Genomic DNA, 20782 nt, shown 5'->3' on the forward strand with positions numbered 1-20782 from the left:
CTGCCCGTCGATCGGTGCGCCGCCCTGCCAGCTCGACAGCCCGCCATCGCCCATCACCGTGGCCAGCAGCGCGGGGGTGACGTGCGTCAGCACCGCCGCCACCGTATCGGGCAGCATCTGCCGCCGGGCATCATAAGCGGCGCGCAGCATCGCGATCGTCGCCACCACCTCCAGCAGCGCCGTCGGCGATCGGCTGACCACGCCGCCATCCTGCGACAGCGATGCCGCCAGCGCGCGCTGCAAGCCTTCCTCGCCCAGTTCCAGGCGGATCTCCCCCTGCGGGATCAGCAAGCCTGCGACGATCACCGCCGCCCAGGCGCCGATCCGTTCCGCGCCCGGCGGCGCCTTGTCGGCGGTGCGATCCAGATGCCGCGCCGCGCGGCCGATGCCGTTCAGGATGCGCGAGCGAAAGATCAGGTCGGTCGACGACAGCAGCAGCGGCGCGTGGAATGTCCACATCATCAGCCGCCGCGCGGCCAGCGCCGGGTGCCAGGCGGCCTCCGACACGCGATCGCCATGCGCCGCCAGCCAGCGCGTCGCCAGCATCTCCGCTACCGGCGCGACGCGCGCCCGATCACCCACCGCCGCCAGATCGCGCAGCCAATCGAAACCATGCAGATAGGCGGCCAGCACCGGATTGGCGTCAAGCGCCGCCCAGTCGATCTCCGCCAGCCCGCGCTGCGCGCACGCGACGATGACGCGCCCATCCAGCAATGCCTCGCCGATCGCGGGGTCGCCGGGCAGCGGATCGACCGGGGTGGCGATCAGCCGCACCGGGTGACGGCCATCCAGCCGCCGGTCGTGGATCGGCGTGCGCCACGTCAGCCGCTCGAAATAATGCGCCACGCGGTGCGTCAGCGACTGCGCGGCATTCGGCGTCACCTTGATCAGGCGCCGCCCTTGTTCGATGCTGTCCGGCGCCGCGTCGTTCATCCCCCGCGCAACACCCGGATATTCTCGGCATATTGCGCCGGTCCGCCGCGGAAGGTGGCGGTGCCGGCCACCAGGGCATCGGCGCCCGCCTCGATCGCCTGGCGGGCCGTGTCGGGATCGATCCCGCCGTCCACTTCCAGATCGATGTCGCGGCCCGATTGATCGATCAGCTTGCGGATCGCGGCGATCTTGCGCAGCTGGCTGGCGATGAAATGCTGCCCGCCAAACCCGGGATTCACGCTCATCACCAGGATCAGGTCGACCATATCGACCAGATAATCCAGCATCTTGGCGGGCGTACCGGGGTTCAGCACCACACCAGCTCGTTTCCCCAGCGAGGCGATATGCTGCAACGTGCGGTGGATATGCGGCCCCGCTTCGACATGGACCGTGATCGTATCGGCCCCCGCCTCGGCAAAGGCATCAAGATAGGCATCGACCGGCGAAATCATCAGATGGACGTCGAACGGCTTGGTCGTGTGCGGGCGCAGCGCCTTCACCACCGCCGGGCCGATCGTGATATTGGGCACGAAATGCCCGTCCATCACGTCGACGTGAATCCAGTCGGCGCCGGCGGCGTCGATGGCGCGGACTTCGTCGCCCAGCTTGGCGAAATCGGCGGACAGGATCGAAGGGGCGATGCGGACGGGTTTGGCCATGACGCACTCTCGTTAGCGCGGATGATGCTCAGGCGGAAGCGCGTCGCAACCTGGCAATGAAGAAGCCGTCACACCCGCCATCCGCCGACAGGGCGCCGGGCAGCGTGCGAACCCACCCGCGTTCATGCGCGACGATTCCGGCGGGCAGATCGTCGGTATGCGGTGCCTCGATCGCATAATCGGCGTGATCGGCGAGAAAGGCCTCGATCTGCGCCTCGCCCTCCTCGGGCTCCAGCGAGCAGGTGGCATAGACCAGCACGCCGCCCGGCGTGACCCAGCCGGCCGCCCGCGTCAGGATCTGCCGCTGCAACAGCGCCATATCGGCGACGATCGCGTCGGTCGCGCGATAGAGCACGTCGGGGTGGCGCCGGAAGATGCCGGTCGCGCTGCACGGCGCGTCGACCAGCACCGCCTGTGCCGGGGCGGCGGGCTGCCAGTGCCGCACGTCGGCGATCGCCAGGTCGAACGACAGGCGCGTGCGTTCGCGGTTGGCGAGGAGTCGCGCGGCGCGACTTTCCGATACTTCCACCGCGGTCACGTTCCAGCCCTGCGCGGCGAGCTGGAGTGTCTTGCCGCCCGGTGCGGCGCACAGGTCCAGCGCAACGCCCGTGCCGCGCCCGATCAGCCGCGCGGGCAGCGACGCGGCGATGTCCTGCACCCACCACGCCCCCTCGTCGAAGCCGGGCAGCGCGGCGACATCGCTGCCGGCGGGCACGCGGCGGTGCCCCGGCATCAGCATGGGCGCATCGATACCCTGCCATGCGGGATCGCGCAGCGTCAGATCGATGGGCGGGGGCGCGGCGATCGCCCGTGCGGCGGCGGCGGTCGCCTCTTCCCCCCAATGCGCAAGCCATCGCGCGGCGACCGTGCCGGGCAGCATCGGCACCTCGGGCAGCGTCGCGCCGTTGCGCATCAGCGTGCCGAACACGCCATGCACCAGCTTGCGCGGACCGCCATCGACCAGCGGCAGCACCGTCGATATCGCGGCATGCGGCGGCGTGCCGAGCGAGAGCGCCTGGACGAGCGCGATGCGTAGCGCAAAGCGCGCCTTGGCATCGTCGGGCAGCCGCTGCCGCGTCGCCGAATCGATCAGCGCATCGAGATCGGGCAGCCGTCGCAGCGTCTCCGCCGCGATCGCATGCGCCAGCCCGCGATCCGGGCCGCCGTGCAACGCGCGGGTGGCCTGCGCCAGCGCGGCTTCGAGCGGTTCGCCACGACGCAGCACGGCATCGAGCAATCGCAGCGCGGCACGGCGCGCGGCAGTGCCGAGCGGCTCGCCCGCGCGGGCCATATCGCGGGCCACCTCAGGCGAGCGGATCGAGGGCGCTGGCGCGGCGCTTGGTGACGGGGACGGACGGCGTGCCCGACGACGGGCGCCGGGTCGGTTCGGGGGAAGCGATCATCCCCATCTCCTGCGCGATCTCCTCCAGCGCGGCAATCCGGTTCGCGGTGGCAGGATGGGTCGCGAACAGGCTGTCGGCGGAGCGACCCGGGACGATGTACAATTGCTGCGCGGCGGGAATGCGTGTCGCAGCGACGCCAGGGATCGCCTCCGCGCCGCGCTGCAGCTTCGCCAGCGCGGCGGCCAGCGCGCGTGGATTGCCGGAAATCGCCGCACCGGCGCGATCGGCGGCATATTCACGCGTCCTGCTGATCGCGAGCTGGACGATCATCGCCGCGAACGGCGCGACCAGCACCGCCAGCAGGCCGGCCCAGGCGGGGCCATGGCGCTCACCGCCGCCACGGAAAAACAGCCCGAATTGCGCCAGCATCGATATCGCGCCGGCGATCGTCGCGACCATCGTCATCACCAGCGTGTCGCGATGCCGCACATGCGCCAGTTCATGCGCCATCACGCCGGCGATCTCGTCGCGGTCGAGCAGATCCAGCAGCCCGGTCGTCGCCGCCACCGCGGCATGCTGCGGGTCGCGCCCGGTGGCGAAGGCATTGGGCGACGGATCGTCGACGATATAGACGCGCGGCATCGGCAGCCCGGCGCGCCGCGCCAGTTCGCGGACCAGCGATACCAGTTCGGGGGCGCTGCCCTCGTCCACTTCGCGCGCGCGATGCATCGCCAGCACGATCCGGTCCGCGTTCCAGAAGGTGACGAGATTCATCGCCGCCACCACCAGCAGGGCGATGATCGCACCGCCGCCGCCGCCCAGCGTATAGCCCAGCGCCATGAACAGCGCGGTCAGCGCGGCCAGCAGCATCGTCGTCTTGAAGCCGTTCATGCCGCTCCATATGTGCACCGCGCGAACAGGGTTCAATCGGAGAGCCATGATGGGCAAGCGCCCCGATCACGTGACGCCGCCGGCGTATCTGACGCCGAATACCCCGGTGCCGACGCCCGAATCTGTCGAGCGCCCGAAGACGGATCCGCTCGGCCGCGATCCGGTTCGCTTCGGCGATTGGGAGCTGAAGGGCATCGCGATCGATTTCTGATCGCCGGTCGGGGCCGGTCGCGACCCCGATGATCACTCTTCGCGCAAGGGCCGCGCCAGCAACGCGCCGATCACCTCGCGCACCGCCGCGCCGTCGAGCAGCCGGCATACCGCCGCGGTAATCGGCATTTCAACGCCGAGCGAGCGGGCCGCATCGCGCAGCGCGGGGGCGGTCGCGGCACCCTCCGCCACCGTCCGGCGGTTCGCCAGCAGCTCACGCGCGTGCTCCCCGCGTCCGATCCCCATGCCGAGCGCGTAATTGCGCGACGCGGTGGAGGAACAGGTCAGCACCAGGTCGCCCAACCCCGACAGCCCGGCAAGCGTCTCCGCCCGCGCGCCGCGCGCCAGGCCGAAGCGGGTCATTTCCGCGAAGCCGCGCGCGATCAGCGCCGCGCGCGCATTCTGGCCCAGCGCCGCACCCTCCACCACGCCGCAGGCGATCGCCAGCACGTTCTTCACCGCGCCACCGATCTCCGCCCCGATGACGTCGTCGGCGACATACGGCCGAAAGTGCGGCGCCGCGATCAGCGCGGCCAGCTCGCCGCGCGGCGTCCCCGCGTCCCCGGCCAGCGTGATCGCGGTCGGCAACCCGCGTGCCAACTCGTGCGCGAAGGTCGGGCCGGACAGCACCATCACGGGCGATCCGGGGTGCGCCGCCGTCGCCACCTCGCTCATCAACAGATGTGTGCCATGTTCGACACCCTTGCAGCAGACGACCAGCGACTGGCCCCGCGCGGGCAGCGCCGCCAGCACGCCGCGCATCGCCTGCGCCGGGGTGACCACCAGGTTGAACCGTGCCGTGGCGACCCGTGCCAGATCGGTCGTCGCCTCGATCAGCGGCGAGAGCGGCGCGTCCGGCAGATAAGGCATATTGCGATGTTCGGCATTGATCGCCGCCACCAGCGCCGGATCGCGCCCCCATAATAGGACGGGGTGACCGTTGCCCGCCGCTAGCTGCGCCAGCGCGGTGCCCCAGGCCCCCGCCCCGATCACCGCCAGTGGCGCGGTCACGCCTTCACCCCGGCGCCGCGCACCTTTTCGGCGGTCGGGTCGAGCGGCCAGCGCGCCCGCGCGGCGGTGTCGAGCGGATCGGTCAGCCCGGCGGCGAACCGCTCCACTCCCGCCCAGGCTATCATCGCGGCATTGTCGGTGCACAGCCACGCCGGTGGCGCGACGAAGCGCAGGCCATGTTCCTCCGCCAGCCCGTGCAGCGCCGCCCGCACGGCGCCGTTCGCCGCGACGCCGCCGGCCACCACCAGCGCGGACGCCTGCGGGGCGCGGACCAGCGCGCGACGGGTGCGGTCGATCAGGCAGTCGACCACCGCCGCCTGGAAGGAGGCGGCGATATCGGCGGCGGCATGGTCAGGCGCGGCGCGCGCCACCGCCGCCTTCAGCCCGGCGAAGGAGAAATGCGGCTCGGCGGAACCCTTCAGCGGTCGTGGCAGCGGCACCGCGCGGGGATCGCCGGTCGCCGCGGCGCGCTCCACCGCCGGCCCGCCGGGAAAACCGAGGCCGAGGATCTTCGCAGTCTTGTCGAACGCTTCGCCGGCGGCATCGTCGATCGTCGTGCCCAGCCGGCGATAGGCATCGACCCCCTCGACCAGCAGCAACTGGCAATGCCCGCCCGACACCAGCAGCAACAGATACGGAAAGTCGAGCGCCGGATCCGCGAGACGCGGGCTGAGGGCGTGCCCCTCCAGATGGTTGACCGCGATCAGCGGCTTGCCGGTGGCGTGCGCGATCGCCTTGCCGGTCACCAGCCCAACCATCACCCCGCCGATCAGCCCTGGGCCGGCGGTGGCGGCGACCGCATCGATATCATGGATCGAGATCCCCGCATCCGCGAGCGCCGCCTCGATCAACGGCTCCAGCGCCTCGACATGCGCGCGCGCCGCGATTTCCGGCACGACGCCGCCATACGGGCGGTGCGCCGCTTCCTGACCGGCGAGGCGATGGGCCAGAACCTGACGCTCCTGCGTGACGAGCGCGGCGGCGGTTTCGTCGCAGGAGGATTCGAGCCCGAGGATCAGCATCAGGCGTATCTAGGGCGTGCGCGGGTAAAGGGAAACGGTCAGCGCCTGTGCCGTGGCGCGGGGAGGCGCTTGCGGGGCTCCGTCGAAGCCGGCAAGGCGTATCGCCATGTTCAGGCTTGGAACCCGTGGCTCTCCGCTCGCTCTCACCCAGGCCGGGATGGTGCGGGATGCGCTGATGGCGGCGCATGGCTGGGCCGATGTCGCGATCGTCGTCATCCGCACCACCGGCGACCGCGTGCAGGATCGCGCGCTGGCCGAGATCGGGGGCAAGGCGCTGTGGACGAAGGAGCTCGACCGCGCGCTGTTGGCGGGAGAGGTCGATGCCTGCGTCCATTCGATGAAGGATGTCGAGACGCTGCGCCCCGATGCGATCGCGATCGCGGCGATGCTGCCCCGCGCCGATGTGCGCGACCGGCTGATCGGGGCCGACTCGCTGGACGCGCTGCCGCATGGCGCGACGATCGGCACCAGTTCCCCGCGGCGCAGCGCGCAGCTGAAGCGGATCCGCCCCGACGTGTCGACCTTGCTGTTTCGCGGCAATGTCGACACCCGGCTGGGCAAGCTGGCGGCGGGGGAAGTGGATGCCACGCTGCTGGCGGCGGCAGGGCTCGAGCGGCTGGGGCGCCATGATACCGGGGTGGCGATCCCGCTCGAGCGGATGTTGCCGGCGCCGGCGCAGGGGGCGGTGGGGATCGAGACGCTGGCGGACGGCGCGGCGCGTGAACGGGTCGCCGCGATCGATCATGCCGCGACGCATGCCGCGGTGGCGGCGGAGCGGGCGCTGCTCGCCGGGCTGCGGGCCGATTGCCATTCGCCGGTCGCCGCGCTGGCGCAATATGATGCGGGCGAGCTGCTGCTGCGCGCGCAATTGCTCTCCCCGGACGGCGCGGCGTCGGTGGAGGGGGAGGCGCGCGGCGACGATCCGGTGACGCTGGGCGCCCGGCTGGCGCTCGACCTGCTTGATCGCGCGCCGCCGGTGGTGCGCGCGCTGTTCGGCTGACGATGGCGCGCCGGGTCGTCGTCCTGCGGCCCGAACCGGGCAATGCGCGGACATGCGCCGCGCTGGCGGAGCGCGGACTGACGCCCGAACCGCTGCCGCTCTTCACGGTTCGCGCATGCCCCTGGACCGCGCCCGAGCCGATGGCGTTCGACGCGCTGCTGCTGACCAGCGCCAATGCGGCACGGCACGGCGGGGCGGCGTTGGCGGCGGTGGCGGGCCTGCCCGTCGTCGCGGTCGGCGCGGCGACCGCGGCGGCGGCGCGACAGGCCGGGCTGACGGTCGCGATCACCGGCGGCGGCGATGCGGCACAGGCGGTGGCGCAGGCGGGGCGCTTTCCCCGCCTGCTGCATCTTGCCGGGCGGGACCGGATCGCGTTGCCCGGGGTGACGGCGGTGACGGTCTACGCCAGCGAGGCCGTGGCGATCGATTCGGCGGCGGCGGCGGCGCGCGCGGCGGGGCAGGTGGTGCTGCTGCACTCCGCGCGTGCCGCGACGCGGTTTGCCGCGCTGATGGCCGGCGGGTCGCGCGCGTCGACGCGGCTGGTGGCGATCAGCGATCCGGTGGCAGCAGCGGCCGGGACGGGGTGGCATGACGTCGCGATCGCGGCGCACGCAAGCGATCCCGCGATGATCGACGGCGCGGCGCGCGTCGCGATTGACCCGTGAGGCGCGCGCGAGGATAAGGCCGGGAATGAGCGACGCCACCGGCCCCGGACCCAGCGCCCCACGATCGCGGATCGGGCCGGTCGTGACGATCGCGATCATCGCCTTTATCGTCGGGCTGGGGCTGATGGCCTATGCAGTGCGCAATTCGCCCGGCTTCTTCATCCGTACCAAGCCGGCCCCCGCGTCCGGCGGCGCGCCGGCCCCCGCGCCCTCGCCGACCGCAGCGATCACCGACGCGACCACGCTGGCGCTGCGTGAGGCCGCGCTCGCCGCGCAGATCGCCAATCTGGAGGCGCGCACCGCGCGCACCGATGCCGACAGCGCGGTGGCGGCGGGTCGTGCGGGGCGGGCCGAGGCGATCCTGGTCGCCTTCGCCGCGCGCCGCGCGATCGATCGCGGCGTCGGGCTCGGCTATCTGGAAGCGCAGTTGCGGGAGCGATTCGGCCCGACCCTGCCCAATGACGTCAACGTCGTGATCCGCAACGCGCGTGCGCCGGTGACGATCGAGGATCTGCGCGAGGGGCTGAACGTCGCCGCGCCGACGCTGCTGAATACCCGCACCGACTGGTGGGCGGGGATCGGCAGCGAGTTGCGCAATCTGGTGGTCGTCCACAAGGCCGGTACGCCGTCGCCGCTGCCGTCCGACCGGATCGCCCGCGCGCGTCGCCTGATCGAGCAGGGCAATGTCGAGGCGGCGCTGGCGGAGGTGAAGCGGCTGCCCGGCGCGGGCGAGGCGGCGAACTGGACCGCCGCGGCGCAGCGCTGGGTCGATACGCGCCGCGCGCTCGACACGCTGGAGGCGGCGGCGATCACCGGGGCGATCGCACCGCGTGCCGTCTCTCCGGTGACGGTGTCGCCGGCGCCGGGCGCGCCGCCGGTCGCGCCCGCCGACGCGGGGAACGACGCGCTGTTCTGATGCGGGCGATGCCGCCCGCCATCGCGGCGGCGGCGGTCCTTAGCGCAGGGCGTCCGCGATCAGCTTCCGGGTGTTGTCGATCCCGTACAGCCGGATGAAACTGCCCATGCGCGGCCCCTGGGAAGAGCCGAGCAACGTTTCGTACAACGCCTTGAACCAGTCGCGCAGTTCGGCGAAGCCCCCGTTCTCATCAAACCGGCTCTTGCCGATTTCATAGACGATGTTCTGGATATCCTCGGCGCTGGCATCGGCGGGCAGCGCGGCCAGTTCAGCGTCGAGCCGGCGCAGTGCGTCGATCTCCACGCCCTCGGGCGCGCGACGCGACAGCGTCGGCGCGATCACATCGCGGTGATAGGCGAGCGCATGCGCGATCAGCCGGTCAAGCTCCGGGTAGCGCGCGGGCGTGGCGTCGGCGACGTAATTGGCGAGATACGCCCACACCTGCTCGCGCGTCGCGCCTTCGCCCATCACCCCCACCAGGTTGAGCAACAGGCCGAAAGTGACCGGCAAGTCACCGTCCGGCAGCTTCCCGTCATGAACATGGTGGACCGGGTTGCCCAGTCGCTCCTTGACCGCCTGATCCGCGTAATGGCCGCGGAACTGCCAGTAATCGTCCACCGCGCGCGGGATCACGCCCATGTGCAGCTGCTTGGCCTTCTTGGGCTCGCGATAGATATAGAAGGCCAGGCTTTCCTCGGGGCCGTAGGTCAGCCATTGCTCCAGCGACAGTCCGTTGCCCTTCGACTTCGAGATCTTCTCGCCCTTCTCGTCGAGGAACATCTCGTAATTGAATCCCTCGGGCGGTCGCCCGCCGAGCACGCGCGCGATCTTCGACGATTGGACCACCGAGTCGATCAGGTCCTTCCCGGCCATCTCGTAATCCACGCCCAGCGCGACCCAGCGCATCGCCCAGTCGACCTTCCATTGCAGCTTCGACAAGCCGCCCAGCGCGGATTGCTCGACGCGCTCGCCGTTCGCCGGATCGGTGAAGGCGATCGTCCCCGCCTCGGCATCGATCACCTCGACGGGCACCTGCAGCACGACGCCGTCGATCGGGCTGATCGGCAGCACCGGCGAATAGGTCGCTCGCCGCTCCGCCCGCAGCGTCGGCAGCATCACGTCCATCACGCCCTGCCAGTGGCGCAGCACCCCGCGGATCGCGTCGTCGAAGCGGCCCGACGTATAATAATCGGTCGAGGACGCGAATTCATAGTCGAAGCCGTAACGGTCCAGAAAGTCGCGCAGCATCGCATTGTTGTGCGCGGCGAAGCTGTCGAACTTGCCGAACGGATCGGGGATGCGCGTCAGCGGTCGCCCGAGATGCTCGGTCAGCATCGCGCCGTTCGGCACGTTGTCGGGCACCTTGCGCAGACCGTCCATATCGTCGCTGAACGCGATCAGGCGGGTCGGCTGGTCACTCAAGGTGTGAAAGGCGTTTCGCACCATCGTGGTGCGCAGCACTTCGTTGAACGTGCCGATATGCGGCAGGCCGGACGGGCCATAGCCGGTTTCGAAAACGATCGGCGCGCCATGCGGCTTGCCGTCGGGATAACGCTTCAGCAGCTTGCGCGCCTCTTCGAAGGGCCAGGCCTTGGAATCTAGGGCGGCGGTACGAATGTCGTCGGTCATGATGCACTGCGACGTAGCGAGGCGCGCGCGTGATGGCTATATGGCTGCGACCATGTCCTTCTGGGCCGCTCTCTCGCTTTTCGTTGCCACCGTCGTGCTGATGGAGGGGTTTGCCTATGTCATGCATCGCTGGGTGATGCACGGGCCGGGCTGGTTCCTGCACGAAAGCCATCACCGCGCGCGCGAAGGCCAATGGGAACTCAACGATCTGTATGCGGCGATCTTCGCGGTGCCGTCGTTCGTGATGATCCTGGGCGGGGTGCAACTGGGCTGGTGGCCGGGCTTCACCTGGATCGGTGCGGGCATCGCCGCTTATGGCGCGATCTATTTCGGCTTTCACGATATCATCGTGCATCAGCGCATCCCGACCCGCTACCTGCCGCGTTCCCGCTATATGAAACGGATCGTGCAAGCGCACCGGCTGCACCATGTGGTGGAAACGCGCGAGGGCAATGTCAGCTTCGGTTTCCTGATCGCGCCGCGCCCGGAGGAATTGAAGGCGGAGCTGAAGCGCCGTCACCGCAGCGGTGTACGCGCGCCCAAGGGCGCGGCGTGCCGGAATCACGCCACCGGCGATCCCGCGTTGATCGAAGATTAACCTTCTGCTGGCAGCATCCGCGGTCATGGAAAAGGCCGTCCCCCTCCCGCTGCCGTCCGACGCCGAGGAGCATCGTCACGCCTTGCGAAAGGCGGTCAAGATGCGCGCGCATCTGCGCGACCGCGGGACGACCCGATTCGAGATCGACGTGGTCGACCTGTCGGAGACAGGTTTTCGCGCGCAGACCAGCTTCACCTTATGGCCCGGCACGACGGTGTGGCTGACGCTGCCGGGGCTCGCCGCGCTGGAGGCGGTCGTCGCATGGCGCGACAAGTCCCGCTACGGTTGCGCGTTCAGCCGGCCACTGCATCCGGCGGTGTTCGATCATATCGTCGCGCTGGGCGATCGATAAGGTTCCCGGCCCCGACGCCGGCGTGACCGTGCGGACACCCGGCATCGATGGCCACCCGCGTCAGTCGAACAGCGACGACACGCTCGATTCATCCGCGATCCGGCGGATCGCCTCGGCCAGCAGCGGCGCGATCGTCAGGTGGCGGATCTTGTGTGCGCCCTTGATCGCCTCCTGATTGCCGATCGAATCGGTGATGACGAGTTCGTGCAGCGCCGAGCCCTCGACCCGCGCGACCGCGCCGCCCGACAGCACGCCATGGGTGACATAGGCGACGACATCCTCGGCCCCGGCTTCCTTCAGCGCCGCAGCGGCGTTGCACAGCGTGCCCGCGGAATCGACGATATCGTCGATCAGGATGCAGAAACGCCCCTCGACGTCGCCGATGATGTTCATCACCTCGGATTCACCGGCACGCTCGCGGCGCTTGTCAACGATCGCCAGCGGCGCGTTGTCGAGCCGTTTGGACAGTGCGCGGGCGCGCACCACGCCGCCGACGTCGGGCGAGACGACCATCAGGTTCTTCTCGCCGAAGCGTGAGCGGATATCCGCGCTCATCACCGGGGCGGCGAACAGATTGTCGGTGGGGATATCGAAAAAGCCCTGGATCTGGCCGGCGTGGAGATCGACCGACAGCACGCGGTCCGCGCCGGCGGTGGTGATCAGGTTCGCGACCAGCTTCGCCGAGATCGGGGTGCGCGGGCCGGGTTTGCGGTCCTGTCGGGCATACCCGAAATAGGGCACCACCGCGGTGATGCGCTTGGCCGACGCGCGCTTCAGCGCGTCGATCATGATCAGCAATTCCATCAGATTGTCGTTCGCGGGATAGCTGGTCGACTGCAGCACGAAGACATCCTCGCCGCGGACATTCTCCATGATCTCGACGAAGATTTCCTCGTCGGCGAAACGGCGCACCAGCGCCTCGGTCAACGGCACCTCCAGATAGGCGGAGATCGCGCGCGCCAGCGGCAGATTGGAATTGCCGGTCATCAATTTCATGGAAACACCCTTTCGGCCCCCGCCCTTAAGCGCGGGGGCTGGCTAGGGGAAGGGGGGGAGCGTAAGCGCGCGGAATGACCGTGATCACCCGTTTCGCTCCATCGCCCACCGGCACGCTGCATGTCGGCAATATCCGCACCGCGCTGCACAACTGGATGTTCGCGCGCGCAAGGGGTGGGAAGTTCCTGCTGCGGATCGACGATACCGACGCGGAACGCAGCGAGGAGCGCTTCGTCGACGCGATCCGCGCGGACCTTGCCTGGCTGGGGTTGCATCCCGACCACGAGGAACGTCAATCGGCGCGGTTCGCGCGTTACGAGACGGTGTTCGCGGAGCTGCGTGCGGCCGGGCATATCTATCCGGCGTATGAAAGCGCGCAGGAACTCGACCTGAAGCGCAAGATCCTGCGCGGGCGCGGCCTGCCCCCGGTGTACGACCGCGCCGCGCTGGCGCTGACCGACGCAGACCGTGCGCGGCTGGAGGCCGAGGGCGTGAAGCCGCACTGGCGCTTCCGGCTCGACCATGCCACGCCGATCGTCTGGGACGATCTGATCCGCGGGCCGCAGCGCTTCGAGGCGCAGACGATGAGCGATCCGGTGATCCGCCGCGCGGACGGTTCGTGGCTGTATATGCTGCCCAGCGCGATCGACGATCGCGACATGGGGGTGACGCATGTCGTGCGGGGGGAGGATCACGTCACCAATACCGCGCTGCAACTGCAGATGTTCGCCGCGATGGGCGTCGCCGCACCGGCATTCGCCCATGAAGCGCTGCTGACCGGCGCGGAAGGCAAATTGTCGAAACGGCTCGGCAGCCTCGGCATCGACGCGCTGCGCGGCGAGGGGATCGAGCCGGAGGCGATCGTCGCGCTGCTGGCGCGGCTGGGCACCAGCCAGCCGGTCGAGCCGCACGTCGATCCGGCGCCGCTGATCGCCGCCTTCGACTTCGCGCATTTCGGCCGCGCCCCGGCCAAGTTCGACGAGCGGGAACTGGCGCAGGTCAATGCCCGGATCGTCCACCAGTTGCCCTTTGAGCGCGTCGTCGATCGCCTGCCTGCCGGCATGGACGCGGCGGCATGGCAGGCGGTGCGCCCCAATCTGGAGCAAGTCGCGGGTGCCGCGGAATGGTGGCATGTCGTCGAGGGTCCGGTCGCGGCGCCGGCGCCCGGCGAGGACGCCGATTACCTGCGGCACGCCGCCGCGCTGGCGCGCTCGATCGACTGGTCGGGCGATCCCTGGCACACGTTGACGCAGGCATTGAAGGAAGCAACCGGCCGCAAGGGCAAGGCATTGTTCCTGCCATTGCGGCGCGCACTGACCGGGCTGGATCACGGCCCCGACATGGCGGCGCTACTGCCGCTGATCGGTCGCGAGCGAGCGGTGGCGCGGCTGGACTCGAACGCGGCGGGTTGAACGCCTATATGGCCGCGATGAACTTTTTCGCCCGCATGTCGCCGACGCGCGCCTATACCGATCTGCGCTATTTCCTCAGCACGCGGCAGGCCCATGACTGGTGGTTCCTGCTGGCGGCGATCGCGATCACCGGCTTCCTCATCTATGCCTTCGCGCACGATTCCTACGCCGAGAAGGAATATAAGCCGGACATCGTCTATGTGCAGCAATGGCGGCTCGACCGCACCGATGCGCAGATCATCGCCCAGCAGAAGATCGATCAGGCCAAGAAGGAGATCGAGCAGGCGAAGCTCCGCAAGCAGCAGGCGGAGACGCAGGCCGAATTCAAGCGCCTCGACGACAGGCTGACGAAGATGGGGATCTGACGCTGACGCGGAACGATGACGAGGCATGGATGGCGGCGGCGCTGGCGCTGTCGCAGCGGAGCCGCGCGCGTACCGCGCCCAATCCCAATGTCGGCTGCATCGTGATCGATCCCAGCGGTCGCGTCGCCGGGCGTGGCTGGACCCAGGCGGGCGGGCGGCCGCATGCCGAGGCGCTCGCGCTCGCCGCCGCCGGCGAACGGGCGCGCGACGGCACCGCTTATGTGACGCTGGAACCGTGCGCCCATGTCAGCCCGCGCGGGCCGGCCTGTGCCGACCTGCTGCGGGAATCGGGGGTCGCGCGCGTCGTGGTGGCGCTGCGCGATCCCGATCCGCGCACCGATGGCGCGGGGATCGCGCGGCTGCGCGGGGCGGGCGTCATGGTGGACGTCGGCGTGGGCGAAGCGGCAGCGCGGCGCGCGATGGCGGGTTTCCTGACACGGCGCGCCAAAGCCCGCCCGTTCGTGACGCTCAAGCTAGCGCTGTCGCTCGACGGCGCGGTCGCGATGGCGGACGGGCGTAGCCAGTGGATCACCGGCGACGCCGCCCGCGCCCATGCGCATCTGGAGCGAAGCCGCCACGAGGCGATCCTGGTGGGGCGCGGGACCTGGGACGCGGATCACCCGCGGCTCGATGTCCGGCTGCCGGGACGGGAGGCGCTGGCACCCCATCGTGTCGTGCTGTCGTCGCGCCCGGTCGACGGTGTCGACACGATCGCCCGGCCCGAGGAGATCGCGCGCCTGACGGGTGATCACCTGCTGATCGAGGGCGGGGTGGTGACCGCGGCGGCGTTCCTGCGCGCGGGGCTGGTCGACCGGCTGCTCCTGTATCGTGCGCCGATCCTGATCGGCGGCGGCCGCACCCTGCCCGATATCGGCCTGTCCGATCTGGGACAGGCGCACGGCCGCTGGCGGCTGAGCGACGCGCGCCAGCTTGGCAGCGATCGCGTCGAGGTCTACGAGGCCGTTTGAGAGGGTTTATGTTCACCGGCATCGTTTCCGACATCGGCACCATCCGTCACGTGGAGCAGCGCGGCGATACGCGCCTCGTGATCGACACCGCTTATGATCCGGCGACGATCGACATGGGGGCGTCGATCGCCTGCTCGGGCGTGTGCCTGACCGTCGTCGACAAGGGCGTGGACGACGCCGGGCGCGGCTGGTTCGCGGTTGACGTGTCGGGGGAAACGATCAGCCGCACCGCGCAGGGGCAGTGGAGCGAGGGGCGCCTGCTGAACCTTGAGCGCGCGATGAAGCTCGGCGACGAGCTGGGCGGGCATATCGTGACCGGGCATGTCGACGGCATCGCCGAGGTGATCGGCGTCAGTGCCGAGGGTGATTCGAAGCGGATCGGTTTTCGTGTCGCGGACGACCTGGCGCCCTTCCTCGCGCCCAAGGGTTCGGTGACGGTCGATGGCGTGTCGCTGACCGTCAACGACGTGCGCGATACGGACGACGGCACGCATTTCGCGATCAATCTGATCCCGCACACGCAGAAGGTGACGACCCTGGGAGCGCTGGAGCCCGGCGCCGCGGTGCATATCGAGATCGACGTGCTCGCACGTTACCTGCAACGGATGGAGCATTATCGTGGCCGTCAAGTCCGCTGAGCTGGCGCGGTTGCGCCACGGCTATCTCTCCTCGCCGGAGGAGATCATCGAGGAAGCGCGCAACGGCCGCATGTTTATCCTGGTCGATGACGAGGATCGCGAGAACGAGGGCGATCTGGTCATTCCGGCGCAGATGGCCACCCCGGAGAAGATCAATTTCATGGCCCGGCACGGCCGTGGACTGATCTGCCTGGCGCTCACCAAGGAACGGGTCGACGCGCTCGGCCTGCCGCTGATGAGTCGCAACAACGGCACCCGGCACGAAACCGCCTTCACCGTCTCGATCGAGGCGCGCGAGGGCGTCACCACCGGCATTTCGGCGGCGGATCGCGCCCGCACCGTCGCGGTCGCGGTCGATTCGACCAAGAGCGCTGTCGATATCGTCACTCCCGGCCATGTCTTTCCCCTGGTGGCGCGCGACGGCGGCGTGCTCGTCCGCGCGGGCCATACCGAGGCGGCGGTCGACGTGTCGCGGCTCGCCGGGCTCAATCCCTCGGGCGTGATCTGTGAGATCATGAACGAGGACGGCACGATGGCACGGCTCGACGATCTGGTGTCGTTCGCGCAACTCCATTCGCTGAAGATCGGCACGATTCGCGATCTGATCGCCTATCGCCGCCGCCACGATCATCTCGTCGAGCTGGTGTCCGAGGCTCCTTTCAAGAGCCGCTGGGGCGGTGACTGGAGTGTGCGCGCGTATCGCAACAAGGCCACCGGCACCGAGCAGATCGCTCTGGTGAAGGGCCGGATCGATCCGGCGCGGCCGACGCTGGTGCGGATGCACGCCCTGTCGCCGTTCGCCGACATGTTCGGCGAGGATAGCGAGCGCTCGAATATCCTGTCGCGGTCGATGGAGATCATCGCGGGAGAGGGCGCCGGCGTGATCGTCGTCGTCAATCGCCAGCGCGAGGATGCCTTCACCACCGCCGTCCGGCGCAAGGCGGGCCAGCCGATCGATGTGCCGATGGAGGAATTGCGCGACTATGGCGTCGGCGCGATGATCCTCGCCGAACTCGGCGTGCACGACATGATCCTGCTGACCAACACGCATCACACATTGGTCGGGCTCGACGGCTATGGGCTGTCGATCGTCGGCGAGAGGGAAATCGACTGATGGCGCATGTGCTGATCGTGGAAGCGCGCTTTTACGACCATCTCAACGATATGCTGATCGCCGGCGCGCGGGCGGCGATCGAGGCAGCGGGGCACAGCGCCGAGGTGCTGACGGTGCCCGGCGCGCTGGAAGTGCCCGGAGCGATCGCGCTGGCGGTGGAAAGCGAACGCTACGACGCCTTTGTCGCGCTGGGCGTGGTGATCCGCGGCGAGACCTATCATTTCGAGATCGTCGCCAATGAAAGCGCGCGCGGCATCATGGCGCTGACGCTGGACGGTGTCGCGATCGGCAATGGCATCCTGACCACCGAGAACGAAGCCCAGGCGATCGCCCGAGCGGACCCGGCGCAGCTCGACAAGGGCGGCGGCGCGGCCCGGGCGGCGCTGGCGATGCTGGATCTGCGCGAACGACTGGGGTGATCGCGGCGTGCTGACCCTCTAGCGCCCGACGCGCTCGATCAGCGCCATCGCGCCATGCGGCGCGCGCACCTTGGCGCCATTGATGAAGAACACGAACACGTCGCGCGGGCGGACCGGCGCGGAGTCGGCGACATAGGTCAGGCCCGCAGGGCTGTCGCCCGCCGCCCATTGACGCGCCACGCCCGCCCAACGATCGAGTGCCTCGGCGGCATAGCCCGCCGGTTCCTCCTCGCGCGCATCCTCCAGCCGGGCATAGACAAGATCGCCCGCTATGTCCGCCAGCGCCGGGTAATCGGCCGAATCGCCATGGACGATCGCCACCCCTGCGGCGCGGCACAGGGCGACGAACTCGGGCGTGGCGAAGCTATCGTGGCGGACCTGGATCGCGTGACGCAAGGCGATGCCGTCCTGCGACGCGGGCAGCAGCGCCAGGAAGGCGGCGATATCGTCGGCGTCGAACTTTCGGGTCGCGGGCATTTGCCACAGGATCGGCCCGAGCTTGTCGCCCAGTTCGGTGATCCCCTGGGCGACGAAGCGCTGCACCGATTCGCCCGCCTCCGCCAGCACCTTGCGCGACACGCAATAGCGCGATGCCTTCAACGCGAAGACGAATCCGTCCGGGGTCGCCTCGCGCCAGTTGGCGAAGGTTGCCGGCTTGAACGAGGAATAGAAGGTGCCGTTGACCTCGATCGCGGTGACGTGCCCGGCGGCATATTCCAGTTCGCGCTTGATCGGCCATTTCGGTGGGAAGAACGTGCCGCGCCACGGCTCGTAGGTCCAGCCACCGATGCCTACCCGGATCGCTGCCGTCATGTCCGTTCCATCCCCCTGGCCGGCACGGCGGGGATCAATCCCCCGCGATATCCGCGGCCGCGTCGGTGCGGACATAGCCGGTGTCGTCGGGATGGAACAGCGCGGGCGTGGGCACCGCGCGATCCAGCGCGGTGACGCGCCACACCGGCCGGCCATGATCGTCCAGCATCAGCAACGGAAACGCCTGCTCATCGCTCCAGCAGATCCGCGTGCGCCGCCCCTCGCTTTCCAGCGCGAACCAGCGGCACGGCGCCACCGCCGTTACCGGCGTATCGACCCGCGCGAGCGCGGTGATGCGATAGCGCCCCGCGGGTCGCCGCATGCCGAAGGCGAGATCGTTCCAGTCGGTGAAGCGGCCGACCTGATACAGGCTGGTCCGATCGATGATCGTATGCAGCCGCCGCCGCCGGTCGAGAAGATCGAGCCGGAAGTCGGCGCCGCGCGGCTGTCGCCGGGTGGCGACGGTGATCAGCCGCGCATCGGTGTCGCGCCGCAATCGCGTTGCGCCATCGCGCCACAATTCGATGCGGTGAACGCCGTCCCGCCCGCGATAGGCGATCCGCGCGTGGAAATGCGCGGGCGCGGCGGTGGTGGGGAAGGCACGCTCGAACGCCATCGGCGCGGCGCCCGCGATCACGGTGCCGGGTAGCATTGCGAACGCCATCGCCGCGACCGGCGCGACCCGCTTACTGGCGGATCGCACGGGCATAATCGAAGTAACGATAGGTCTTGCCGTCAACGGTCACGTCCTTCACCGCCAGCTGGATCGTGTAGCTGCCGCCGGTGCGCGCGCTGTCCTTGGTCGCCCCGGTGGGGTCGGTCGGCAGTTCGAACGACAGGCCGGTGGCGTTGCTGGCGGTGCTGACCACCCGCGGCGACACCGCCGGGGCGGTGGCGCTGCGCGGGCTGACAAGCGCCTCATTCAGGATACGTCCGTCCGCCTGCGGCATCGACAGGCCCAGCAGCCAGGCGATCGTCGGCGCGACGTCGACATTGCCGGTCGGCCCGCTGACGACGTAATTCCTGCGGAAGCTGGGGCCGGCCGCGATCAGCGTGTTGTGCACGTCGGTGATGCCGAAGCTGCCGTGCATGCCACGCTGTCCGCCGCTGCTCTCGAACTCGATCCCGGGCTTGCCCTGGATCGTCGTATTCTCGTCCCACGCGAACGAGACGACGATATCGGGCTGGCCGTTGTTGCGCCGCGTGCTGTTTTCCAGATTGGCGTCCTTCATCATGAAGGTGCCGGGGATGCTGCCATAGCGGCTGTCGACGAAGATCGCGCCATATTCCTCGCGGCGCTGCAGGATCGAGACGATCTGCTGGATCAGCGTGGCATCGTGGCTGGGCACGTAAAGATAATCGGACCCGCCGTTCGCCGCGACGACGACGCCGTTCGCGGGCAAGGATCCGGGGGCGGGCACCTTGAAGCTCGCGACGGGCTTCGACAGCGTCGCGCTGACCGCCTGATATTTGGTGTTCGCGGCGCCGCACAGCGCGCCGGTGGTGTCGCTGCGCACCGGCACCGTCGGCGTACCGTCGCTGCGCAGGCCATACATCGCACTGGTGGTACAGCCGCTGCCGTCATAGGCGGCGATGCCGCGATACGTGAGCAGATCCGCGGTCCGCACGTCCCCCGAGAAGGAATAGCCGGTGCCGCTGGCGCCGCCCAGCGTCGCGGCGGTGCCGCCGCTGGCCGGATTGATCGCGCGCAACGGGTACAGGCTGGTCGGTCCCGACACGCTCGAATGGCCATGGTCGGAGACGACGACGACATTGGTGCTGCTGTCCAGCCCCTGCGCCTTCAGCGCCGCCATCAGCTCGCCCAGCCGTGCGTCCTGCGAGCGCAGCCCCGCCTTCACATTGGCCGTGCCCGGGCCATAGCCATGTTCGACATTGTCCGGGGTGCGGAACCAGATCAGCGAGAGCATCGGATTCTTCTTCGGCAGGATATAGCTCGTGAAGACCGACATCATGTATTTGTTGGCGGCATCCTCCGGCGCGCCGCTGACGTCCGACGAATCGCGCGCGGCGACGGTCAGCGTGCCGTTGGGATCAAAGGCAGTGGTGTTGAACGTGGCATAGCCGGCGCGCGCGGTGGGATTGCCGTTGCTCGCCGCCAGCGTGACATCGGCATAGGTCTTGGTGGTGTTCGCGGGCAGCGCGATGTTGGCGGCCTGCAACTCGCTGGCCAGCGAGCGGGGGCGCACGGTATTCTCGTCGACGAAATAGCTCGCCTGGCCCAGGTCCTGGATATAGGCGGCGCCCGACTTACCGATCGTCGCGGTGGTCATCCCCGCCGATTGCGCGGTCGCGAACAGGCTTTTCACCAGCAGGAGCTGGTTGCCGTAATAAGCGTTGAGCGTGTCGAGGATCGCATAATCCTCGGTGAAGACCGGATCGACATAATCCGCCGCGGTGCCACCCGCGCCATTGCCCGCCGGGATCGTGTTGCTGCTGCCCTGCGGCGGCGTCCAGAAGGTGTTGCCGTAGAAGCCGGTCGTGCCGGGGAAGGACCCGGTCGCGAAGCTGGCGCCGTTCATCATCGTGAACGTGGGATAGGTGGAATGATTGTCGGTGAACTGCACGCCACCCTGCTGCATCGCATACAGATTAGGGGTGTCGGCGGCGGTGACGTCGTCAGGACGCAACCCGTCCCAGACGAACACGATCGTGCGGGTCGCCGCGATCGGGGTCGGCGTCGGCGATGGGGTCGCGGTCTGCGCCGCCAGATCCTTCTTGGTGCCGTCATCGCAGGCCGACAGCGTCGCCGTCAGCGCCAGCATCATCGTCGTCGCCAACAAACCAGCGCGCGTCATATGTCATACCCC

The 20782-nt window shown here is 69.3% G+C and carries 22 protein-coding genes and 1 pseudogene; 12 read left to right on the plus strand and 11 right to left on the minus strand.

All coding sequences use genetic code 11. From position 1 onward, the window contains the following. The 4 genes and pseudogenes from ACFDSW_RS01620 to ACFDSW_RS01635 form a co-directional block, all read right to left on the minus strand. Positions 1–933: pseudogene (locus ACFDSW_RS01620) on the minus strand (heparinase); the annotation flags it as partial. Then, positions 930–1592, minus strand: coding sequence for a ribulose-phosphate 3-epimerase (gene rpe / locus ACFDSW_RS01625; RefSeq protein WP_375248526.1), 663 nt, complete (start codon positions 1590–1592; stop codon positions 930–932). The gene rpe and the pseudogene ACFDSW_RS01620, both read right to left, overlap by 4 nt. A 28-nt stretch (positions 1593–1620) precedes the next feature. After that, positions 1621–2883 carry an RsmB/NOP family class I SAM-dependent RNA methyltransferase gene (locus ACFDSW_RS01630; protein ID WP_375248561.1) on the minus strand — a complete coding sequence of 421 codons (1263 nt, stop codon included), beginning with the start codon at positions 2881–2883 and terminating at the stop codon, positions 1621–1623. A 13-nt stretch (positions 2884–2896) separates the two neighbouring features. Next, the gene (locus ACFDSW_RS01635; protein ID WP_375248527.1) at positions 2897–3826 is read right to left on the minus strand and encodes a M48 family metalloprotease; all 930 of its coding nucleotides are present in this window, start codon (positions 3824–3826) and stop codon (positions 2897–2899) included. Between the two features lie 49 nt (positions 3827–3875). Here ACFDSW_RS01635 and ACFDSW_RS01640 point away from each other — a divergent pair, with 49 nt between their 5' ends. Then, positions 3876–4037 (plus strand): DUF1674 domain-containing protein, encoded by a 162-nt coding sequence (locus tag ACFDSW_RS01640; protein ID WP_375248562.1) that lies wholly within the window; start codon positions 3876–3878, stop codon positions 4035–4037. A gap of 32 nt (positions 4038–4069) precedes the next feature. On the opposite strand, the gene ACFDSW_RS01645 is transcribed toward ACFDSW_RS01640, so the two are convergent. Then, the gene (locus tag ACFDSW_RS01645; RefSeq protein ID WP_375248528.1) at positions 4070–5047 is read right to left on the minus strand and encodes an NAD(P)H-dependent glycerol-3-phosphate dehydrogenase; all 978 of its coding nucleotides are present in this window, start codon (positions 5045–5047) and stop codon (positions 4070–4072) included. Continuing rightward, positions 5044–6072: a tRNA (adenosine(37)-N6)-threonylcarbamoyltransferase complex transferase subunit TsaD gene (tsaD, locus tag ACFDSW_RS01650; protein ID WP_375248563.1), complete on the minus strand. Its 1029-nt coding sequence runs from the start codon at positions 6070–6072 to the stop codon at positions 5044–5046. The genes ACFDSW_RS01645 and tsaD overlap by 4 nt, the downstream gene beginning before the upstream one ends. Before the next feature lie 103 nt (positions 6073–6175). Between tsaD and hemC the strand changes: the two genes are divergently transcribed. The 3 genes from hemC to ACFDSW_RS01665 are packed head-to-tail and all read left to right on the plus strand — an operon-like array spanning position 6176 to position 8650. Beyond that, positions 6176–7069, plus strand: a complete 894-nt coding sequence (hemC, locus tag ACFDSW_RS01655) for a hydroxymethylbilane synthase (RefSeq protein ID WP_375248529.1) — start codon at positions 6176–6178, stop codon at positions 7067–7069. A 2-nt stretch (positions 7070–7071) separates the two neighbouring features. After that, positions 7072–7734: a uroporphyrinogen-III synthase gene (locus tag ACFDSW_RS01660; protein WP_375248530.1), complete on the plus strand. Its 663-nt coding sequence runs from the start codon at positions 7072–7074 to the stop codon at positions 7732–7734. 25 nt (positions 7735–7759) lie between these two features. Beyond that, positions 7760–8650, plus strand: coding sequence for a hypothetical protein (locus ACFDSW_RS01665; protein WP_375248531.1), 891 nt, complete (start codon positions 7760–7762; stop codon positions 8648–8650). Positions 8651–8689: 39 nt separating this feature from the next. Here ACFDSW_RS01665 and ACFDSW_RS01670 read toward each other — a convergent pair whose 3' ends face one another. Beyond that, positions 8690–10279 carry a lysine--tRNA ligase gene (locus ACFDSW_RS01670; protein WP_375248532.1) on the minus strand — a complete coding sequence of 530 codons (1590 nt, stop codon included), beginning with the start codon at positions 10277–10279 and terminating at the stop codon, positions 8690–8692. A 52-nt stretch (positions 10280–10331) separates the two neighbouring features. Here ACFDSW_RS01670 and ACFDSW_RS01675 point away from each other — a divergent pair, with 52 nt between their 5' ends. Beyond that, on the plus strand, positions 10332–10877 hold the full coding sequence (locus tag ACFDSW_RS01675) for a sterol desaturase family protein (RefSeq protein WP_375248533.1): 546 nt from the start codon (positions 10332–10334) through the stop codon (positions 10875–10877). Between the two features lie 25 nt (positions 10878–10902). Continuing rightward, positions 10903–11229: a PilZ domain-containing protein gene (locus tag ACFDSW_RS01680; RefSeq protein ID WP_375248534.1), complete on the plus strand. Its 327-nt coding sequence runs from the start codon at positions 10903–10905 to the stop codon at positions 11227–11229. A gap of 60 nt (positions 11230–11289) precedes the next feature. Here the strand turns inward: ACFDSW_RS01680 and ACFDSW_RS01685 are convergent, their stop codons facing one another. Further along, positions 11290–12225, minus strand: a complete 936-nt coding sequence (locus ACFDSW_RS01685; protein WP_375248535.1) for a ribose-phosphate pyrophosphokinase — start codon at positions 12223–12225, stop codon at positions 11290–11292. Positions 12226–12299: 74 nt separating this feature from the next. Between ACFDSW_RS01685 and gltX the strand changes: the two genes are divergently transcribed. From gltX to ribH, 6 genes are read left to right on the plus strand one after another with little or no spacing between them, the layout of a single operon-like run. After that, positions 12300–13637, plus strand: a complete 1338-nt coding sequence (gene gltX / locus ACFDSW_RS01690) for a glutamate--tRNA ligase (protein WP_375248536.1) — start codon at positions 12300–12302, stop codon at positions 13635–13637. A gap of 17 nt (positions 13638–13654) precedes the next feature. Further along, complete coding sequence (locus tag ACFDSW_RS01695) at positions 13655–14002, plus strand: hypothetical protein (protein WP_375248537.1); 348 nt, start codon at positions 13655–13657, stop codon at positions 14000–14002. Positions 14003–14031: 29 nt separating this feature from the next. Further along, complete coding sequence (gene ribD / locus ACFDSW_RS01700) at positions 14032–14970, plus strand: bifunctional diaminohydroxyphosphoribosylaminopyrimidine deaminase/5-amino-6-(5-phosphoribosylamino)uracil reductase RibD (protein ID WP_375248538.1); 939 nt, start codon at positions 14032–14034, stop codon at positions 14968–14970. Between the two features lie 8 nt (positions 14971–14978). Then, positions 14979–15608: a riboflavin synthase gene (locus tag ACFDSW_RS01705; RefSeq protein WP_375248539.1), complete on the plus strand. Its 630-nt coding sequence runs from the start codon at positions 14979–14981 to the stop codon at positions 15606–15608. Then, the gene (gene ribB, locus ACFDSW_RS01710) at positions 15589–16722 is read left to right on the plus strand and encodes a 3,4-dihydroxy-2-butanone-4-phosphate synthase (protein WP_375248540.1); all 1134 of its coding nucleotides are present in this window, start codon (positions 15589–15591) and stop codon (positions 16720–16722) included. Before ACFDSW_RS01705 ends, ribB begins: the two co-directional genes overlap by 20 nt. Further along, positions 16722–17141, plus strand: a complete 420-nt coding sequence (gene ribH / locus ACFDSW_RS01715) for a 6,7-dimethyl-8-ribityllumazine synthase (protein WP_375248541.1) — start codon at positions 16722–16724, stop codon at positions 17139–17141. The genes ribB and ribH overlap by 1 nt, the downstream gene beginning before the upstream one ends. Positions 17142–17159: 18 nt before the next feature. On the opposite strand, the gene ACFDSW_RS01720 is transcribed toward ribH, so the two are convergent. The 3 genes from ACFDSW_RS01720 to ACFDSW_RS01730 are packed head-to-tail and all read right to left on the minus strand — an operon-like array spanning position 17160 to position 20770. Beyond that, entirely contained in the window at positions 17160–17954 is a 795-nt protein-coding gene (locus tag ACFDSW_RS01720) for a DUF72 domain-containing protein (protein WP_375248542.1), read from the minus strand. 34 nt (positions 17955–17988) lie between these two features. Further along, positions 17989–18663 (minus strand): hypothetical protein, encoded by a 675-nt coding sequence (locus tag ACFDSW_RS01725; protein ID WP_375248543.1) that lies wholly within the window; start codon positions 18661–18663, stop codon positions 17989–17991. After that, the gene (locus tag ACFDSW_RS01730; RefSeq protein WP_375248544.1) at positions 18641–20770 is read right to left on the minus strand and encodes an alkaline phosphatase family protein; all 2130 of its coding nucleotides are present in this window, start codon (positions 20768–20770) and stop codon (positions 18641–18643) included. The genes ACFDSW_RS01725 and ACFDSW_RS01730 overlap by 23 nt, the downstream gene beginning before the upstream one ends. Positions 20771–20782 lie beyond the last annotated feature (12 nt).

The sequence above is a fragment of the Sphingomonas sp. genome (assembly GCF_042091075.1).
In the GTDB taxonomy this organism is placed as follows: domain Bacteria; phylum Pseudomonadota; class Alphaproteobacteria; order Sphingomonadales; family Sphingomonadaceae; genus Sphingomonas.

Bases quoted from the DNA above. Each gene is read 5' to 3' on its own strand.
- rpe (WP_375248526.1), bottom strand. From the start codon at position 1,592: ATGGCCAAACCCGTCCGCATCGCCCCTTCGATCCTGTCCGCCGATTTC.
- ACFDSW_RS01630 (WP_375248561.1), bottom strand. From the start codon at position 2,883: ATGGCCCGCGCGGGCGAGCCGCTCGGCACTGCCGCGCGCCGTGCCGCG.
- ACFDSW_RS01635 (WP_375248527.1), bottom strand. From the start codon at position 3,826: ATGAACGGCTTCAAGACGACGATGCTGCTGGCCGCGCTGACCGCGCTG.
- ACFDSW_RS01640 (WP_375248562.1), top strand. From the start codon at position 3,876: ATGGGCAAGCGCCCCGATCACGTGACGCCGCCGGCGTATCTGACGCCG.
- hemC (WP_375248529.1), top strand. From the start codon at position 6,176: ATGTTCAGGCTTGGAACCCGTGGCTCTCCGCTCGCTCTCACCCAGGCC.
- ACFDSW_RS01660 (WP_375248530.1), top strand. From the start codon at position 7,072: ATGGCGCGCCGGGTCGTCGTCCTGCGGCCCGAACCGGGCAATGCGCGG.
- ACFDSW_RS01665 (WP_375248531.1), top strand. From the start codon at position 7,760: ATGAGCGACGCCACCGGCCCCGGACCCAGCGCCCCACGATCGCGGATC.
- ACFDSW_RS01670 (WP_375248532.1), bottom strand. From the start codon at position 10,279: ATGACCGACGACATTCGTACCGCCGCCCTAGATTCCAAGGCCTGGCCC.
- ACFDSW_RS01675 (WP_375248533.1), top strand. From the start codon at position 10,332: ATGTCCTTCTGGGCCGCTCTCTCGCTTTTCGTTGCCACCGTCGTGCTG.
- ACFDSW_RS01680 (WP_375248534.1), top strand. From the start codon at position 10,903: ATGGAAAAGGCCGTCCCCCTCCCGCTGCCGTCCGACGCCGAGGAGCAT.
- ACFDSW_RS01685 (WP_375248535.1), bottom strand. From the start codon at position 12,225: ATGAAATTGATGACCGGCAATTCCAATCTGCCGCTGGCGCGCGCGATC.
- gltX (WP_375248536.1), top strand. From the start codon at position 12,300: ATGACCGTGATCACCCGTTTCGCTCCATCGCCCACCGGCACGCTGCAT.
- ACFDSW_RS01695 (WP_375248537.1), top strand. From the start codon at position 13,655: ATGAACTTTTTCGCCCGCATGTCGCCGACGCGCGCCTATACCGATCTG.
- ribD (WP_375248538.1), top strand. From the start codon at position 14,032: ATGGCGGCGGCGCTGGCGCTGTCGCAGCGGAGCCGCGCGCGTACCGCG.
- ACFDSW_RS01705 (WP_375248539.1), top strand. From the start codon at position 14,979: ATGTTCACCGGCATCGTTTCCGACATCGGCACCATCCGTCACGTGGAG.
- ribH (WP_375248541.1), top strand. From the start codon at position 16,722: ATGGCGCATGTGCTGATCGTGGAAGCGCGCTTTTACGACCATCTCAAC.
- ACFDSW_RS01720 (WP_375248542.1), bottom strand. From the start codon at position 17,954: ATGACGGCAGCGATCCGGGTAGGCATCGGTGGCTGGACCTACGAGCCG.
- ACFDSW_RS01725 (WP_375248543.1), bottom strand. From the start codon at position 18,663: ATGCCCGTGCGATCCGCCAGTAAGCGGGTCGCGCCGGTCGCGGCGATG.
- ACFDSW_RS01730 (WP_375248544.1), bottom strand. From the start codon at position 20,770: ATGACGCGCGCTGGTTTGTTGGCGACGACGATGATGCTGGCGCTGACG.